Genomic DNA, 15,860 nt, shown 5'->3' with positions numbered 1-15,860 from the left:
AACCGGTAATAAAGAATCTGCCGCGCAAGGCGGCAGACTCGGCATTCAGTGATTCGTTACAGACGGCTCAGATCGTTTACCAGGGCGAGCAACATGACCCCCACGACCAGACTGATACCGATCTGCACCCCCCAAGCCTGCACCCGCTCTGACAATGGGCGTCCACGCGCCAATTCGATCAGATAGAAGAGCAGGTGCCCCCCGTCCAGGACAGGGATCGGCAACAGATTGAGAACCCCCAGGCTTATGCTCAGATAGGCGAGGAAGTTCAGGAAGTCCCCCACCCCGGACTGGGCCGAAGCGCCCGCCACTTTAGCAATGGTTATCGGCCCGCTCAAGTTTTTTACCGAGAGCTCGCCAAGCAACATTTTCTTTAGGGAATCCAGAGTTAGCAGGCTCATGGACCATGTCCGGGCCGCTGCCTCGGTCACCGCATCGAGCGGTCCGAAGTGGACTTCACGAAGCATTTCCGCCGGCCACTCGACACCTTTCACCCCGGCGCCGAGGTAACCGCTACGGGCCTCACCCTCGCCACGGGCGGCCAGGATCAGCTGGACATCACGCACCTGACCCTGGCTTTCAACGCTGAGGGTGATGCGTTCGGCGGGGCGCTTGCGCACCCGCTCGACCAGTTGCTGCCAATCGTCCAGGGCCTGGCCATCGATGGCCAGCAGGCGGTCGCCAGGCTTGAGACCGGCGGCCTGGGCCGGGCCTTTCGGATCCAGCTCGGCGAGTACGGGGGCAATGGCCGGACGCCAGGGCGTGATGCCGAGAGCGCCGATGGGATCGGGCTCATCGACGCCCTTGAGCCAATCATTGAGCTGCAGTTCGCGGGGTTGCTCGGTGCTGGCGCCCTCTTCGCGCACGCCCACCAGCAAGGTGCCGCTTTCACCCAGGCGACGAACCAGCTGCAGGTTGACCTGGTTCCAGCCACTGACGGCCTCTCCGTCCACCGAAACGATTTCCTGGCCGGACTCGAGCCCCGCCTGGGCGGCGATGCTGTCCGCCGCCACAGTGCCGATGACCGGGCGCACCTGCTGGCTGCCGAGCATGGCCAGCACCCAGAAGAACAGCAGCGCGAGCAGGAAGTTGGCGATCGGACCGGCCGCCACTATGGCGATGCGTTGACCGACCGGTTTGCGGTTGAAGGATTGCCCGAGCAGTTCGGCGGGCACTTCGGCCTCGCGTTCGTCGAGCATTTTCACGTAGCCGCCGAGCGGAATGGCGGCCACGACGAACTCCGTGCCATGGCGATCATGCCAGCGCAGCAGCGGCGTGCCGAAGCCCACGGAGAAACGCAGGACCTTGACCCCGCAGCGCCGCGCAACCCAGAAATGGCCGAACTCGTGGAAGGTCACCAGCACCCCGAGAGCAACCAGGGTCCCGAGAATCATGTATAGCGCGCTCATCGGTTTCCTCCGGGGCTACCGCCCCTGACGGACCAGCCATTGCTGCGCCGCCGCCCGGGCACGGGCATCGGCCTGCAGTACGGTGTCCAGCGTTTCGACCGCCGTGGCGGCTTCGCGGTTCAGCACCTCATCGATGATACTCGCGATCTCGGTGAAGCGGATGCGTCGATCCAGGAAGGCCGCGACCGCCACCTCGTTGGCGGCATTCAGCATGGCCGGAGCGCTGCCGCCCTCCTCCGCCGCCAGTCGCGCCAGGCGCAGGCAGGGGAAGCGCTGTTCGTCCGGCGCCTGGAAATCCAGGCGGGCCACGGCGAACAGATCCAGCGGCGAAACGCCGCTATCGATGCGCTCCGGCCAGGACAGCGCATGGCTGATGGGCGTGCGCATGTCCGGATTGCCGAGCTGCGCCAGCACGGAGCCGTCCACGTAGTCGACCAGGGAATGGATCACGCTCTGCGGATGGATCACCACCTCGACCTGGGCAGGCCGGGCATCGAACAGCCAGCAGGCCTCGATCAGCTCCAGGCCCTTGTTCATCATGCTCGCCGAGTCCACGGAGATTTTCCGGCCCATGGACCAGTTCGGATGAGCACAGGCCTGCTCGGGCGAAACGTCCGGCAATTGCTGCAAAGGCATCTCACGGAAAGGCCCGCCAGAGGCCGTCAGCAGGATCCGCCGCACTCCTACAGACTCCAGGCCACGCGAATAGTCGCCAGGCAGGCACTGGAAGATCGCATTGTGCTCGCTGTCGATGGGTAACAGCACGGCACCACTGCGCCGCACCGCCTGCATGAACAGGGCGCCGGACATCACCAGCGCTTCCTTGTTGGCCAGCAGCACGCGCTTGCCCGCCTCAACCGCTGCCAGGGTCGGCTCCAGGCCGGCGGCGCCGACTATGGCCGCCATCACGGCATCCACCTCCGGATGCGCGGCGACCTCGCAGAGCCCCGGCACCCCGACCAGCACACGGGTGCGCAGGCCGGCCGCGAGGAGGCCGCCCTGCAAGTGCCGTGCGGCGTCCGCGTCGGGGACCACGGCGAATTCCGGCCGATGGCGCAGGCACAAGGCCTCCAGCTCGCTCAGGCGACTGAAACCACTGAGGGCAAAGACCCGGTAACGATCGGGATGACGGGCGATGACGTCCAGGGTGCTGAGACCGATGGAACCGGTCGCCCCCAGCACGGTAATGCGTTGCGGTTGACTCACAGAGCACCCCAGCCGGCGGCCCAGAGCAGCGCCGCGAACAGCGGAATGGCCGCGGTCAGGCTGTCGATTCGATCGAGTACGCCGCCATGGCCCGGCAGCAGGTTGCTGCTGTCCTTGATGCCCGACTGGCGCTTGAACATGCTCTCGGTCAGGTCACCCACCACCGAGACCAGCACCACCAGGGCAGCGCCGGCCAGCGCCAGAACCAGCTCGGAACCAATCCAGCCGCGGTAGAGGCCAACGCCGACAGTGATCAGCAGGCTGGCCAGCAGGCCACCCACCAGGCCTTCCCAGCTCTTGCCGGGGCTGACCTGGGGCGCCAGCTTGCGCTTGCCGAAGGCCTTGCCGGAGAAATAGGCGCCGATGTCGGCCGCCCAGACCAGCACCATCACCGCGAGGATCAGCCAGTTGGCCAGCGGCCATTGCTTGAACAGCACCAGTCCCTGCCAGGCAGGCAGCAGAATCAGCAAGCCGATCACCAGCTTGCCGGGGGTACCGCCCCAGTAGCGGCTGGTTTCGGGATAGCCCAGCACGAGGACGGTCGCCGCCCCCCACCAGAGCACACCCAGCACCAGAACCAGCGGTGCCAGGACGGGCACGAGGTAGAGCCCATAGAGCAGCGCAGCAACCAGCAGGCCATAGGCAATGCGTTGCGGCTGGGCCGAAAAGCCCGCCAGGCGCGCCCATTCCCACCCACCGAGGCTGACGACGCCCCCGATGAACAGGGCGAAGGCACCGCCATCCAGCAAGAAGAAGCCCGCAAGGGCGATGGGCAGCAACACCAGGGCGGTGATGACGCGTTGCTTCAGCATTTGGCTCGGGCCTCGGCTTCTAGCTGCTCGCTGGTCTTGCCGAAGCGGCGCTGTCGCCTGGCATAGTCAGCCAGCGCCTTGCGCATGGCTTCGTGCTTGAAGTCAGGCCAGAAGAGATCGGAAAAATACAGCTCGGCATAGGCAATCTGCCAGAGCAGGAAGTTGCTGATGCGATGTTCGCCACCGGTGCGGATGCACAGGTCGGGCAGCGGCATGTCGCCGGTGACCAGGCAGCTTTGCAGCAACTGCGGGGAAATGTCCTCGACCTGCAGGTGACCGGCCTGGACCTCGCGCGCCAGGCGCTGGGCGGCCTGGGTGATGTCCCACTGGCCACCATAGTTGGCGGCGACCTGGAGGATGAACTTCTGGCGGCCGGCGGTCAGTTGCTCGACCTCGCGCATGGCGGCCTGCAGTTCCGGATGGAAGCGCGAGCGATCGCCGATGATGCGCAGGCGGATATCATTGTCGTTCAGGCGCCGTGCCTCGCGGCGCAAGGCCCCGAGGAACAGCTCCATCAGCGCGCCGACCTCCTCGGCCGGGCGCTGCCAGTTCTCACTGGAAAAGGCGAACAGGGTGAGCACCTCGACACCGGCGTCGGCGCACACCTCGATCACCGCTCGGACCGCGTCGACGCCGGCCTTGTGGCCAGCGACGCCGGGCAGCAGGCGCTTCTTCGCCCAACGGTTGTTACCGTCCATGATGATCGCCACATGCCGTGGCACCGCCGGATTGACGCCTTGCTGGGATTTGTCCATGACGACTCCGGACGTCAGACAGCCATCAAGTCGTTTTCTTTGGCTTCCAGAGCCTTGTCGACCTCGGCCACGAACTTGTCCGTCAGCTTCTGGACGTCATCGGCAGCACGACGTTCCTCGTCTTCGCTGATTTCCTTTTCCTTGACCAGGTCCTTCAGCTGGGCCAGGGCGTCACGACGGATGTTGCGCACGGCAACACGGGCGTTCTCGGCCTCGCCGCGCGCCTGCTTGGTGTAACCCTTGCGGGTTTCCTCGGTCAGGGCAGGCATCGGCACACGGATGGTGGTGCCGGCGGTAGCCGGGTTCAGGCCCAGGTCGGAGGTCATGATGGCCTTTTCCACAGCCTGGATCATGCTCTTGTCGAACACGGTCAGGGCCAGGGTACGGGAGTCCTCGGCGATCACGTTGGCCACCTGGCGCAGCGGAGTGTCGGCGCCGTAGTAGGACACCATCACGCTGTCCAGGATGCTCGGATGCGCGCGCCCGGTGCGGATCTTGGCGAAGGCGTGATCCAGCGATTCCAGGGTTTTCTTCATGCGCTCCTGCGCGTCTTGCTTGATCTCGTTGATCATTTTTCGCCCTCCTCGATCAGGGTTCCTTCGGCGCCGCCGACCACGATGTTCAGCAGGGCACCCGGTTTATTCATATTGAAGACCCGTAGCGGCATCTTCTGGTCACGGCACAGACAGATGGCCGTGAGGTCCATGACGCCCAGCTTGCGATCCAGCACCTCATCATAGGTAAGGCGCTCGAACTTCTCGGCATTGGGGTCCTTGAACGGGTCGGCAGTGTACACGCCATCGACCTTGGTGGCTTTCAGTACCAGGTCGGCATCCACCTCGATGGCGCGCAGGCAGGCGGCCGAGTCGGTGGTGAAGAAGGGGTTGCCGGTGCCGGCGGAGAAGATCACCACTTCGCCGGAACTCAGGTGGCGCACGGCCTTGCGGCGGTCGTAGTGATCGGTGACGCCGACCATGGAGATGGCGGACATGACCAGTGCGGGGATGTTCGAGCGCTCCAGCGCATCGCGCATGGCCAAGGCGTTCATCACGGTGGCCAGCATGCCCATGTGGTCGCCGGTCACGCGATCCATGCCGGCAGCGCTCAGCGCCGCACCACGGAACAGGTTGCCGCCGCCGATCACCAGGCCGACCTGCACGCCGATGCCGACCAGCTGGCCGATTTCCAGCGCCATGCGATCGAGGACTTTCGGATCGATGCCGAACTCCTCGGAGCCCATCAGGGCCTCACCGCTGAGTTTGAGCAGAATGCGTTTGTAGCGAGGTTGGCGGCCACTCACCTGCTGAGCCATTGCGTATCTCTCCTGCGGCGCGATGTGAATTCGTGGGCCTAGCGGCCCGAAGTACTGGCGAGTCCTGAGACTGCGCATACGGCAGTTGGTGCCCGAGGACCAGACCTGCCGCGGAAACCGCCCCGAATCGGTTCCCCAGTTTGACGAAGAGGCCGCACGCGTTAGCGGGCAGCCTCTTGCGGGGCGACAGCCGAGGCCGTCTTATTGCTTGGTAGCGGCGACTTGTGCAGCTACTTCGGCAGCGAAGTCGACTTCGACCTTCTCGATGCCTTCGCCTACTTCGTAACGAACGAAGGAAACGATTTCGGCGCCGGCTTTCTTGGCCAGGTCACCGACCTTGACTTCCGGATCCTTGACGAACGGCTGCTCGACCAGGCTGGCTTCGGCGAGGAACTTGGCGATACGGCCCTTGACCATGTTCTCGACGATGTTTTCCGGCTTGCCGGCGATCTTGTCGGCGTTCAGGGCCAGGAAGATTTCCTTTTCCTTGGCGATGGCTTCTTCGGAGACCTGGGAAGCGTTCAGGAACTGCGGGTTGCTGGCAGCCACGTGCATGGCGATGTCCTTGGCCAGCTCGGCGTTGCCGCCGTTCAGGCAGACAACCACACCGATGCGGTGACCGTGCAGGTAGGCGCCAACCACGTCACCTTCCACGCGGGTCAGGCGGCGAATGTTGACGTTCTCACCGGTCTTGGAGACCAGGGCCAGGCGGGCTTCTTCACGAGCCTCGACCAGCGGGGCGGCGTCGGTCAGCTTGTCGTTGAAAGCCTGCTCCAGGGAAGCGGCGACGAAGCCTTTGAAGTCGTCCTGCAGAGCCAGGAAGTCGGTCTGGGAGTTGACTTCGATGATGACGGCGGCCTTGTTGTCGGCAGCGACCTTGACGGCAATGGCGCCTTCAGCGGCGATGTTGCCGGACTTCTTGGCGGCCTTGATGGCACCAGCGGCGCGCATGTCGTCGATGGCCTTCTCGATGTCGCCGTCGGCGGCGGTCAGGGCCTTCTTGCAATCCATCATGCCGAGGCCGGTACGCTCGCGCAGTTCTTTGACCAGGGCTGCAGTAATCTCTGCCATGTCGCAATCCTCTTGAATAGGTTTTCAACCATTCAGCCCGGAGTCCGGGCATTCACAATTCGGAGGTGGCAAAAAGGGGGCTTAGCCCCCTTCTTGCGCACCGGGTAACGCTAGACGGCTGTCAACTCAGCCTTCAGCGGCCTCGGAGGCAGCTTCTTCGACGAACTCGTCAGGACCGCCAACGGCATTCTGACGGCCGCGGATTACAGCATCAGCAACGCTGGCAAGGTACAGCTGAACGGCGCGGATGGCGTCGTCGTTACCCGGAATGACGTAGTCAACGCCTTCAGGGCTGCTGTTGGTATCGACAACGCCGATGACCGGGATGCCCAGCTTGTTGGCTTCGCTGATGGCGATGCGCTCGTGGTCCACGTCGATCACGAACAGCGCGTCCGGCAGGCCGCCCATGTCCTTGATGCCGCCCAGGCTGCGCTCGAGCTTCTCGAGGTCGCGGGTGCGCATCAGGGCTTCTTTCTTGGTCAGCTTGGCGAAGGTGCCGTCCTGGGACTGGGTTTCCAGCTCGCGCAGGCGCTTGATCGACTGACGGATGGTCTTGTAGTTGGTCAGCATGCCGCCCAGCCAGCGGTGATCGACGTACGGGGAGCCGCAACGAGCAGCTTCTTCGCGAACGATCTTGCCAGCGGAACGCTTGGTGCCGACGAACAGAACCTTGTTCTTGCCCGCAGCCAGCTTCTCAACGAAGCTCAGGGCGTCGTTGAACATCGGCAGGGTTTTTTCAAGGTTGATGATGTGGATCTTGTTGCGCGCGCCGAAAATGTACTTGCCCATTTTCGGGTTCCAGTAACGGGTCTGGTGACCGAAGTGCACACCGGCCTTCAGCATATCGCGCATGTTGACTTGGGACATTTCTATTCCTCGATAAGTCGGGTTATGCCTCCACGCATCCCAATATCCAACCCTTTCGGGCACCCAGGATATCGTGTCGATACGTGTGTGGGTTTGAGCTCCCGGGCACAGCTGCCCTGAAAGCGGCGCGTTTTATAGCATAAAAAGCAGCCCCAAGCTACAAGCTTCAAGCAACAGGACATCAGCCGCCGTCTGCTTGCGGCTTATGGCTTGCAGCTTGAAGCTGTTAATATCAAGCCTTTTCCGTTTGCGCCTGAGACCCTATATGACCGTCACCATCAAGACGCCCGCCGAAATCGAGAAAATGCGCATTGCCGGCCGCCTGGCCGCCGAAGTGCTGGAGATGATCGGCGAGCATGTCAAACCCGGCGTGACCACCGAGGAACTGGATCGCATCTGCCACGACTACATCGTCAACGTGCAGCAGGCCATTCCCGCGCCCCTCAATTACAAGGGCTTCCCCAAGTCGATCTGCACCTCGATCAACCACGTGGTCTGCCATGGCATCCCCAATGACAAGCCGCTCAAGGATGGCGACATCCTCAACATCGACGTGACGGTGATCAAGGACGGCTACCACGGCGACACCAGCAAGATGTTCGCCGTGGGCAAGATCCCGGAATGGGCCGACAAGCTCTGCCGCGTGACCCAGGAATGCATGTACAAGGGCATCCAGCTGGTCCGGCCGGGGGCGCGCCTGGGCGACATCGGCGAAGTGATCCAGAAACACGCCGAGAAGCTGGGCTACTCGGTGGTCCGTGAATACTGCGGCCATGGCATCGGCGCCGTGTTCCACGAGGAGCCCCAGGTCCTGCACTACGGCCGTGCCGGCTCCGGCATGGAGCTCAAGGAAGGCATGACCTTCACCATCGAGCCGATGATCAACCAGGGCCGCCCGGAAACCCGCCTGCTCGGCGATGGCTGGACCGCCATCACCAAGGACCGCAAGCTCTCCGCCCAGTGGGAGCACACGGTGCTGGTGACCGCCGACGGCTACGAAATCTTCACCCTGCGCAGCGATGACACCCTGCCGCGCACCGCGCCCTGATCACGGACCCATATAAGGAAGGCCGCCCCATGCCGCAGGTGGATCCCGAGTTGTTCGACCGCGGGCAGTTCCAGGCGGAACTGGCCTTGAAGTCCAGCCCCATCGCTGCCTTCAAGAAAGCCATACGCCAGGCCCGCGAGGTGCTCGACAACCGTTTCGCCAACGGCCGCGACATCCGTCGCCTGGTGGAAGACCGCGCCTGGTTCGTCGACCAGATCCTGCGGGCGGCCTGGGAACGCTTCGGCTGGAGCGACGACGCCGACATCGCCCTGCTGGCGGTGGGCGGCTATGGCCGCGGCGAGTTGCACCCCTACTCCGATATCGACCTGCTGATCCTGCTGGACAGCGCCGACCACGAAGTCTTCCGCGAGCCCATCGAGGGCTTTCTCACCCTGCTCTGGGACATCGGCCTGGAAGTCGGCCAGAGCGTGCGCTCGGTCGCCGAATGCGCCGACGAGGCCCGCGCCGACCTGACGGTGGTCACCAACCTGATGGAAAGCCGGACCATCGCCGGCCCCGAGCACCTGCGCCAGCGCATGCTCGCGGTCACCAGCCCGGAACAGATGTGGCCGAGCAAGCACTTCTTCCTCGCCAAGCGCCAGGAACAGAAGGCCCGACACGCCAAGTACAACGACACCGAATACAACCTGGAGCCCAACGTGAAGGGCTCGCCAGGCGGCCTGCGCGATATCCAGACCATCCTATGGGTCGCCCGCCGCCAATTCGGCAGCCTCAACCTGCATGGCCTGGTGCAGCAGGGTTTCCTGGTGGAAAGCGAGTGCAGCATGCTGGCCTCCAGCCAGGAGTTCCTCTGGAAGGTGCGCTACGCCCTGCACATGCTCGCCGGCCGCGCCGAAGACCGCCTGCTGTTCGACCACCAGCGCAAGATCGCCAGCCTACTCGGCTTCGAGGACGGTGACGGCAAGCTCGGCATCGAGCGCTTCATGCAGAAGTACTACCGGGTGGTGATGGGCGTCTCCGAACTCAGCGACCTGATCAACCAGCATTTCGAGGAAGTCATCCTGCGCGCCGGCGAAACCGGCCAGGCGCAACCGCTGAACAGCCGCTTCCAGCTGCGCGACGGCTACATCGAAGTGACCCACCCCAACGTCTTCAAGCGCACCCCCTTCGCCCTGCTGGAAATCTTCGTGCTGATGGCCCAGCACCCGGAGATCAAGGGCGTGCGCGCGGACACCATCCGCCTGCTGAGCGACAGCCGCCACCTGATCGACGACGACTTCCGCAAGGACATCCGCAACACCAGCCTGTTCATCGAGCTGTTCAAGTCGAGCCAGGGCATCCACCGCAACCTGCGGCGGATGAACCGCTACGGCATCCTCGGCCTGTATCTGCCGGAGTTCGGCCAGATCATCGGGCAGATGCAGCACGACCTGTTCCACATCTATACGGTGGACGCCCACACCCTCAACCTGATCAAGCACCTGCGCAAGCTGAAGTGGCCCGAGTTGGCGGAGAAATTCCCCCTGGCCAGCAAGCTCATCGACAAGCTGCCCAAACCCGAGCTGATCTATATCGCCGGTCTCTACCACGACATCGGCAAGGGACGTGGCGGCGACCACTCGGAACTGGGTGCGGTGGATGCCGAAGCCTTCTGCGCGCGCCACCAGTTGCCGGTGTGGGATTCGCGCCTGGTAGCCTGGCTGGTGCAGCACCACCTGGTGATGTCCACCACCGCCCAGCGCAAGGACCTCTCCGACCCGCAGGTGATCTTCGACTTCGCCCGCCTGGTGGGCGACCAGACCCGCCTGGACTACCTCTACGTGCTCACCGTGGCCGATATCAACGCCACCAACCCGAGCCTGTGGAACTCCTGGCGCGCCAGCCTGCTGCGCCAGCTCTACACCGAGACCAAGCGCGCCCTGCGCCGCGGCCTGGAAAACCCGCTGGACCGCGAAGAGCAGATCCGCCAGACCCAGTCCGCCGCCATCGACATCCTGGTGCGCAACGGCATCGACCAGGACGATGCCGAGCAGCTCTGGTCGCAGCTGGGCGACGACTACTTCCTGCGCCACACCGCCAACGACGTGGCCTGGCACACCGAGGCCATCCTCCAGCACCCGGCCGGCAACGACCCGCTGGTGCTGATCAAGGAAACCGCCCAGCGCGAGTTCGAGGGCGCCACCCAGATCTTCATCTACGCCCCGGACCAGCACGACTTCTTCGCCGTGACGGTGGCGGCCATGAGCCAGCTCAACCTGAACATCCACGACGCGCGGATCATCACCTCCACCAGCCAGTTCACCCTCGACACCTACATCGTGCTCGACGCCGACGGCGGGCGGATCGGCGAGAACCCGGCGCGTATCCGCGAGATCCGCGAAGGCCTGATCGACGCCCTGAAGAATCCGGACGAGTACCCGGCGATCATCCAGCGCCGGGTGCCGCGCCAGCTCAAGCACTTCGCCTTCCCGCCCCAGGTGACCATCTCCAACGACGCCCAGCGCCCGGTAACCATCCTGGAACTGATCGCCCCCGACCGCCCCGGCCTGCTGGCGCGCATCGGACGCATCTTCCTGGAGTTCGACCTGTCGCTGCAGAACGCCAAGATCGCCACCCTGGGCGAGCGCGTGGAAGACGTATTCTTCGTCACCGACGCCAACAACCAGCCGCTGTCCGACCCCGAGCTCTGCCAAAGGCTGCAGGAGGCCATAGTCTCCCAGCTGTCCCAGGCCAACGGACAGGGCCTGGACCCGACCCGGATAAGCATCTGAACCCGTAGGGTGCAATAAGGCCGCAGGCCGGATTGCACCGTTTCACCCACGACCTCCCTGTTGACGCCCTACAACCATGAACGAAGCCCTGAACCACCTGCAGCCCTACCCCTTCGAGAAACTCCGCGCCCTGCTGGCCGGCGCCCAGCCACCGACGGAGAAGAAGGCCATCGCCCTGTCCATCGGCGAGCCCAAGCACCGCTCCCCGGCCTTCGTCGCCGAGGCCCTGGCGGCCAATCTCGAACAGTTGGCTGTCTACCCCACCACCCTCGGCATCCCGGCCCTGCGCGAAGCCATTGCCCACTGGTGCGAGCGCCGCTTCAAGGTGCCGGCCGGCTGGCTCGACGCCGCCCGTAACGTACTGCCGGTGAACGGTACCCGTGAGGCGCTGTTCGCCTTCACCCAGGCCGTGGTCAACCGTGCCGATAACGGCCTGGTGGTCAGCCCCAATCCCTTCTATCAGATCTACGAAGGTGCGGCCCTGCTGGCCGGCGCCGAGCCGCACTACCTGCCCTGCCTGGCGGAGAACGGCTTCAACCCGGATTTCGATGCCGTGCCGGCCGAGGTCTGGCAGCGTTGCCAGGTCCTCTTCCTCTGCTCGCCGGGCAACCCCACCGGCGCGCTGATCCCGCTGGACACCCTGAAGAAGCTGATCGCCCTGGCCGATGAGCACGATTTCGTGATCGCTGCCGACGAGTGCTACAGCGAACTCTACTTCGACGAACAGAACCCTCCCGCAGGCCTGCTGACCGCCTGCGCTGAGCTGGGCCGCTCCGACTTCGCCCGCTGCGTGGTCTTCCACAGCCTGTCCAAGCGCTCCAACCTGCCGGGCCTGCGCTCCGGCTTCGTCGCCGGCGACGCCGCGATCCTGAAATCCTTCCTGCTGTACCGTACCTACCACGGCTGCGCCATGCCGGTGCAGACCCAGCTGGCCAGCGTCGCCGCCTGGAACGACGAGGTCCATGTGCGCGCCAACCGCGCGCTGTATCGCGAGAAATTCGACGCCATGCTGGATATCCTTGGCGACGTGCTGGACGTGCAGCGCCCGGATGGCGGCTTCTACCTCTGGCCGAAGACCCCGGTGGACGATGAAACCTTCACCCGCGAGCTGTTCGCCCGCGAACACGTCACCGTGGTTCCCGGCTCCTACCTGTCGCGCGCCGTCGACGGTTTCAACCCCGGCGCCGGCCGCGTGCGCATGGCCCTGGTGGCCCCGCTGGCTGAATGCGTCGAAGCTGGCGAACGTATCCGCGCCTTCGTCAAAGGCCTGTGAATTCCAAAGGACAGCGAAGATGAGCATCACCCTCTACGGCATCAAGGCTTGCGACACCATGAAGAAGGCCCGCACCTGGCTCGAGGAGCAGGGCGTGAGCTACAGCTTCCATGACTACAAGGCGTCGGCCATCGACCGCGTCAGCCTGGAGAAATGGTGCGCCGAGCACGGCTGGGAAACCGTCCTGAACCGTGCCGGCACCACCTTCCGCAAGCTGGGCGATGCGCAGAAGGCTGATCTCGACAAGGACAAGGCCATCGCCCTGATGCTGGCCCAGCCCTTGATGATCAAGCGTCCGGTGCTGGACCTGGGTGGCCGCACCCTGGTCGGTTTCAAGCCCGACGCCTACGCATTGGCGCTCAAGTAATCCCGATCAACGACCAGGTGCGCGCCTTCCGGTCCCGACGCGCGGCACCTGACCAACACCCTTCAGCAAGAGGAATCCCCATGTCCAACGCACTCTTCAGCATCGCCTTCGGCGTCGGCACCCAGAACCGCCAGGGCAACTGGCTCGAAGTCTTCTACGCCCAGCCCCTGCTCAAGCCCTCCGAGCAACTGGTCGCCGCCGTCGCCCCCGTTCTCGGCTACAGCGCCGGCAACCAGGCCATCGCCCTGAGCAAGGCCCAGGCCGCCGAACTGGCCAGCGCCCTGAAAGACATCGACAGCGCCCAGGCCGCCCTGCTGACCCGCCTGGCCGAGAGCCAGAAGCCGCTGGTCGCCACCCTGCTGGCCGAAGATGCCGCCCTGACCTCCACCCCCGAGGCCTACCTCAAGCTGCACCTGCTCTCCCACCGCCTGGCCAAGCCCCACGGCCTGAACCTGACCGGCATCTTCCCGCTGCTGCCCAACGTGGCCTGGACCAGCCAGGGCGCCGTCGACCTGGCCGAACTGGCCGAGCGCCAGCTGGAAGCCCGCCTGAAAGGCGAGCTGCTGGAAGTCTTCTCGGTGGACAAGTTCCCGAAGATGACCGACTACGTCGTACCGGCCGGCGTGCGCATCGCCGACACCGCCCGCGTGCGCCTGGGCGCCTATGTGGGTGAAGGCACCACCGTGATGCACGAAGGCTTCATCAACTTCAACGGCGGCACCGAAGGCCCGGGCATGATCGAAGGCCGCGTCTCCGCGGGCGTCTTCGTCGGCAAGGGCTCGGACCTGGGCGGCGGCTGCTCCACCATGGGCACCCTGTCCGGCGGCGGCAATATCGTCATCTCCGTGGGCGAAGGCTGCCTGATCGGCGCCAATGCCGGCATCGGCATCCCGCTGGGCGACCGCAACATCGTCGAAGCCGGCCTCTACATCACCGCCGGCACCAAGGTCGCCCTGCTGGACGAAAAGAACCAGCTGGTGAAAGTGCTCAAGGCCCGCGACCTGGCTGGCCAGCCCGACCTGCTGTTCCGCCGCAACTCGCAGAACGGCGCCGTCGAGTGCAAGACCAACAAGACCGCGATCGAGCTCAACGAAGCCCTGCACGCGCATAACTGATAGGAGCAGCCGCAAGCTGCAAGCCTTAAGCTGCAAGAAGAGTCGCTTGAAGCTTGCAGCTTGAGGCCTATGTCTATGCTGATTTCCCCCTGGCGCTCCGACTTCCCTGCCCTATCGGCCCTCGCGGCCGAGGGACAGATCTACCTCGACAGCGCCGCCACTTCGCAGAAACCCCAGGCCGTTCTGGATGCCCTGCTCGGCTATTACGCCAGCGGCGCAGCCAATGTGCATCGCGCCCAGCACCTGCCTGGCGAGCGCGCCACCCGCACCTTCGAAGGCAGCCGCACCCAGGCGGCGCACTGGCTGAATGCCGCCAGCCCCGCGGAAATCCTCTTCACCCGCGGCACCACCGAAGCCATCAACCTGTTGGCCTACGGCCTGGAACACCTGTTCCAGACCGGTGACGAGATCGTCATCAGCGCCCTGGAACACCACGCCAACCTGTTGCCATGGCAGCAACTAGCCCTGCGCAGGCAACTGAAACTGGTGGTACTGCCGCTCGACGATCGCGGCCAGATCGACCTGGAACAGGCGCGGCAGTTGATCGGCCCGCGCACCCGACTGCTGGCCGTGAGCCAGCTGTCCAATGTCCTCGGCCGCTGGCAGCCACTGACCGAGCTGCTGCCGCTGGCCAGGGCCCAGGGCGCGCTGACCGTGGTCGACGGCGCCCAGGGCGCGGTGCATGGCCGCCATGATGTACAGGCCCTGGGTTGCGACTTCTACGCGTTCTCCAGCCACAAGCTCTACGGCCCGGACGGCATCGGCGTGCTCTACGGCCGTAGCGAGGCCCTGGCACTTCTTACGCACTGGCAGTTCGGCGGCGAGATGGTCCACACCGCCACCTACCAGACGGCCGACTTCCACGGCGCGCCGCTCGGCTTCGAGGCCGGCACCCCGGCCATCGCCTCGGTGATCGGCCTGGGCGCCGCACTGGACTACCTCGCCAGCCTCGAAGCTGCCGCCATCGCCGGCCATGAAGCGGCCCTCCACGCCAAGCTGCTGGCCGGGCTCACCGCGCGGGACGGCGTACGCCTGCTCGGCGAACCCCAGCTGGCCCTGGCCAGTTTCAGCGTCGATGGCGTGCACAACGCCGACCTGGCGCACCTGCTTACCGAGCAGGGCATCGCCGTGCGCGCCGGCCATCACTGCGCCATGCCGCTGATGCAGAGCCTCGGACTGCAAGGCGCCATCCGCGTCTCCCTTGGCCTCTACAACGACGGCGATGACCTGGAGCGCTTCTTCGGCGCGCTGGACAAGGCCCTGGAGCTGCTGCGATGAGCCTGCCGGACAAGGCCCGGGAAGCGCTGGACGCCTTCACCGCCGCGGGTAGCTGGGAGCAGCGCGCACGCCTGCTGATGCAGTGGGGCGAAAGGCTTGAAGCCCTGGATGATGCGCAGCGCAGCGACGCCAACCGAGTGCATGGCTGTGAAAGCCAGGTCTGGCTGGTGGGCGAACGTCAGGGCGACCACTGGCACTTCCGCGCCAATAGCGACGCCCGGCTGATCCGTGGCCTGCTGGCCGTGCTGCTGGCCCGGGTCGACGGCCTGGATGGCACGGAACTGGCCAGAGTCGACCTGGCGGACTGGTTCAACCAGCTCGGCCTGGGACGGCAGTTGTCGCCATCGCGCAGCAATGGCCTCAACGCTGTCCTCAAGAAAATGCGCGAACTGGCGGGTGACTAACCCTGTAGGGGTGAATTCATTCGCCAGGCAGGACGCAGTCCAGCCGGTAGGTTGGCGCTGAGGCACGAAGCCCAACAGGGGAACCCACCCGACACCGTTGGGCTTCGCGTAGCTCAGCCACAACCTACCGGTAGGAGCGAATTCATTGGCTATGTCTGCGTTAGCTGTTGCAGCACCGAATAGAAGCGTCTAATACGGGCCTTTCAGACCT

General features: G+C 64.8%; 15 protein-coding genes. 7 read left to right on the top strand and 8 right to left on the bottom strand.

The annotated features are described in order from the left end of the window. Nucleotides 1-56: 56 nt before the first annotated feature. The 8 genes from rseP to rpsB form a co-directional block, all read right to left on the bottom strand. Nucleotides 57-1,409: a sigma E protease regulator RseP gene (gene rseP / locus E8F11_RS01665; protein WP_280287069.1), complete on the bottom strand. Its 1,353-nt coding sequence runs from the start codon at nucleotides 1,407-1,409 to the stop codon at nucleotides 57-59. 15 nt (nucleotides 1,410-1,424) lie between these two features. Beyond that, nucleotides 1,425-2,615 carry a 1-deoxy-D-xylulose-5-phosphate reductoisomerase gene (gene ispC, locus E8F11_RS01660; RefSeq protein ID WP_280287068.1) on the bottom strand — a complete coding sequence of 397 codons (1,191 nt, stop codon included), beginning with the start codon at nucleotides 2,613-2,615 and terminating at the stop codon, nucleotides 1,425-1,427. Further along, nucleotides 2,612-3,427 (bottom strand): phosphatidate cytidylyltransferase, encoded by an 816-nt coding sequence (locus tag E8F11_RS01655; protein ID WP_280287067.1) that lies wholly within the window; start codon nucleotides 3,425-3,427, stop codon nucleotides 2,612-2,614. Before E8F11_RS01655 ends, ispC begins: the two co-directional genes overlap by 4 nt. After that, nucleotides 3,421-4,182, bottom strand: coding sequence for a polyprenyl diphosphate synthase (gene uppS / locus E8F11_RS01650; protein WP_280287066.1), 762 nt, complete (start codon nucleotides 4,180-4,182; stop codon nucleotides 3,421-3,423). The genes E8F11_RS01655 and uppS overlap by 7 nt, the downstream gene beginning before the upstream one ends. Nucleotides 4,183-4,196: 14 nt before the next feature. Beyond that, nucleotides 4,197-4,754, bottom strand: coding sequence for a ribosome recycling factor (frr, locus tag E8F11_RS01645; RefSeq protein ID WP_280287065.1), 558 nt, complete (start codon nucleotides 4,752-4,754; stop codon nucleotides 4,197-4,199). Continuing rightward, nucleotides 4,751-5,494, bottom strand: a complete 744-nt coding sequence (pyrH, locus tag E8F11_RS01640) for a UMP kinase (RefSeq protein WP_280287064.1) — start codon at nucleotides 5,492-5,494, stop codon at nucleotides 4,751-4,753. Before pyrH ends, frr begins: the two co-directional genes overlap by 4 nt. Nucleotides 5,495-5,695: 201 nt before the next feature. Beyond that, nucleotides 5,696-6,565 carry a translation elongation factor Ts gene (tsf, locus tag E8F11_RS01635; RefSeq protein ID WP_280287063.1) on the bottom strand — a complete coding sequence of 290 codons (870 nt, stop codon included), beginning with the start codon at nucleotides 6,563-6,565 and terminating at the stop codon, nucleotides 5,696-5,698. A 126-nt stretch (nucleotides 6,566-6,691) separates the two neighbouring features. Beyond that, entirely contained in the window at nucleotides 6,692-7,432 is a 741-nt protein-coding gene (gene rpsB / locus E8F11_RS01630; RefSeq protein ID WP_280287062.1) for a 30S ribosomal protein S2, read from the bottom strand. Between the two features lie 265 nt (nucleotides 7,433-7,697). Between rpsB and map the strand changes: the two genes are divergently transcribed. The 7 genes from map (at nucleotide 7,698) to E8F11_RS01595 (ending at nucleotide 15,649) form a co-directional block, all read left to right on the top strand. Continuing rightward, complete coding sequence (gene map / locus E8F11_RS01625; RefSeq protein ID WP_280287061.1) at nucleotides 7,698-8,480, top strand: type I methionyl aminopeptidase; 783 nt, start codon at nucleotides 7,698-7,700, stop codon at nucleotides 8,478-8,480. A gap of 29 nt (nucleotides 8,481-8,509) precedes the next feature. Beyond that, a complete protein-coding gene (locus E8F11_RS01620; protein WP_280287060.1) occupies nucleotides 8,510-11,212 on the top strand; it encodes a [protein-PII] uridylyltransferase in 2,703 nt (900 codons plus the stop codon). A 76-nt stretch (nucleotides 11,213-11,288) separates the two neighbouring features. Further along, entirely contained in the window at nucleotides 11,289-12,485 is a 1,197-nt protein-coding gene (gene dapC / locus E8F11_RS01615) for a succinyldiaminopimelate transaminase (RefSeq protein WP_280287058.1), read from the top strand. 19 nt (nucleotides 12,486-12,504) lie between these two features. Continuing rightward, complete coding sequence (locus E8F11_RS01610) at nucleotides 12,505-12,852, top strand: ArsC family reductase (protein ID WP_280287057.1); 348 nt, start codon at nucleotides 12,505-12,507, stop codon at nucleotides 12,850-12,852. A gap of 80 nt (nucleotides 12,853-12,932) precedes the next feature. Further along, nucleotides 12,933-13,967 carry a 2,3,4,5-tetrahydropyridine-2,6-dicarboxylate N-succinyltransferase gene (gene dapD / locus E8F11_RS01605; protein WP_280287056.1) on the top strand — a complete coding sequence of 345 codons (1,035 nt, stop codon included), beginning with the start codon at nucleotides 12,933-12,935 and terminating at the stop codon, nucleotides 13,965-13,967. 75 nt (nucleotides 13,968-14,042) lie between these two features. Then, nucleotides 14,043-15,245, top strand: a complete 1,203-nt coding sequence (locus tag E8F11_RS01600; RefSeq protein ID WP_280287055.1) for a cysteine desulfurase — start codon at nucleotides 14,043-14,045, stop codon at nucleotides 15,243-15,245. Next, nucleotides 15,242-15,649, top strand: coding sequence for a SufE family protein (locus E8F11_RS01595; RefSeq protein ID WP_280287054.1), 408 nt, complete (start codon nucleotides 15,242-15,244; stop codon nucleotides 15,647-15,649). Before E8F11_RS01600 ends, E8F11_RS01595 begins: the two co-directional genes overlap by 4 nt. Nucleotides 15,650-15,860: the final 211 nt, after the last annotated feature.

Source organism: Pseudomonas sp. BN417, from assembly GCF_029871205.1.
Taxonomy (GTDB): Bacteria; Pseudomonadota; Gammaproteobacteria; order Pseudomonadales; family Pseudomonadaceae; genus Metapseudomonas.
Note: the sequence above shows the minus strand (reverse complement) of the source record. Positions and strands in the feature narration are given on the sequence as shown.

Excerpts from the sequence above, each read along its gene's own strand:
- rseP (WP_280287069.1), bottom strand. The coding sequence starts at position 1,409 with ATGAGCGCGCTATACATGATTCTCGGGACCCTGGTTGCTCTCGGGGTG.
- E8F11_RS01655 (WP_280287067.1), bottom strand. The coding sequence starts at position 3,427 with ATGCTGAAGCAACGCGTCATCACCGCCCTGGTGTTGCTGCCCATCGCC.
- uppS (WP_280287066.1), bottom strand. The coding sequence starts at position 4,182 with ATGGACAAATCCCAGCAAGGCGTCAATCCGGCGGTGCCACGGCATGTG.
- frr (WP_280287065.1), bottom strand. The coding sequence starts at position 4,754 with ATGATCAACGAGATCAAGCAAGACGCGCAGGAGCGCATGAAGAAAACC.
- pyrH (WP_280287064.1), bottom strand. The coding sequence starts at position 5,494 with ATGGCTCAGCAGGTGAGTGGCCGCCAACCTCGCTACAAACGCATTCTG.
- tsf (WP_280287063.1), bottom strand. The coding sequence starts at position 6,565 with ATGGCAGAGATTACTGCAGCCCTGGTCAAAGAACTGCGCGAGCGTACC.
- rpsB (WP_280287062.1), bottom strand. The coding sequence starts at position 7,432 with ATGTCCCAAGTCAACATGCGCGATATGCTGAAGGCCGGTGTGCACTTC.
- map (WP_280287061.1), top strand. The coding sequence starts at position 7,698 with ATGACCGTCACCATCAAGACGCCCGCCGAAATCGAGAAAATGCGCATT.
- E8F11_RS01620 (WP_280287060.1), top strand. The coding sequence starts at position 8,510 with ATGCCGCAGGTGGATCCCGAGTTGTTCGACCGCGGGCAGTTCCAGGCG.
- dapC (WP_280287058.1), top strand. The coding sequence starts at position 11,289 with ATGAACGAAGCCCTGAACCACCTGCAGCCCTACCCCTTCGAGAAACTC.
- E8F11_RS01610 (WP_280287057.1), top strand. The coding sequence starts at position 12,505 with ATGAGCATCACCCTCTACGGCATCAAGGCTTGCGACACCATGAAGAAG.
- dapD (WP_280287056.1), top strand. The coding sequence starts at position 12,933 with ATGTCCAACGCACTCTTCAGCATCGCCTTCGGCGTCGGCACCCAGAAC.
- E8F11_RS01600 (WP_280287055.1), top strand. The coding sequence starts at position 14,043 with ATGCTGATTTCCCCCTGGCGCTCCGACTTCCCTGCCCTATCGGCCCTC.
- E8F11_RS01595 (WP_280287054.1), top strand. The coding sequence starts at position 15,242 with ATGAGCCTGCCGGACAAGGCCCGGGAAGCGCTGGACGCCTTCACCGCC.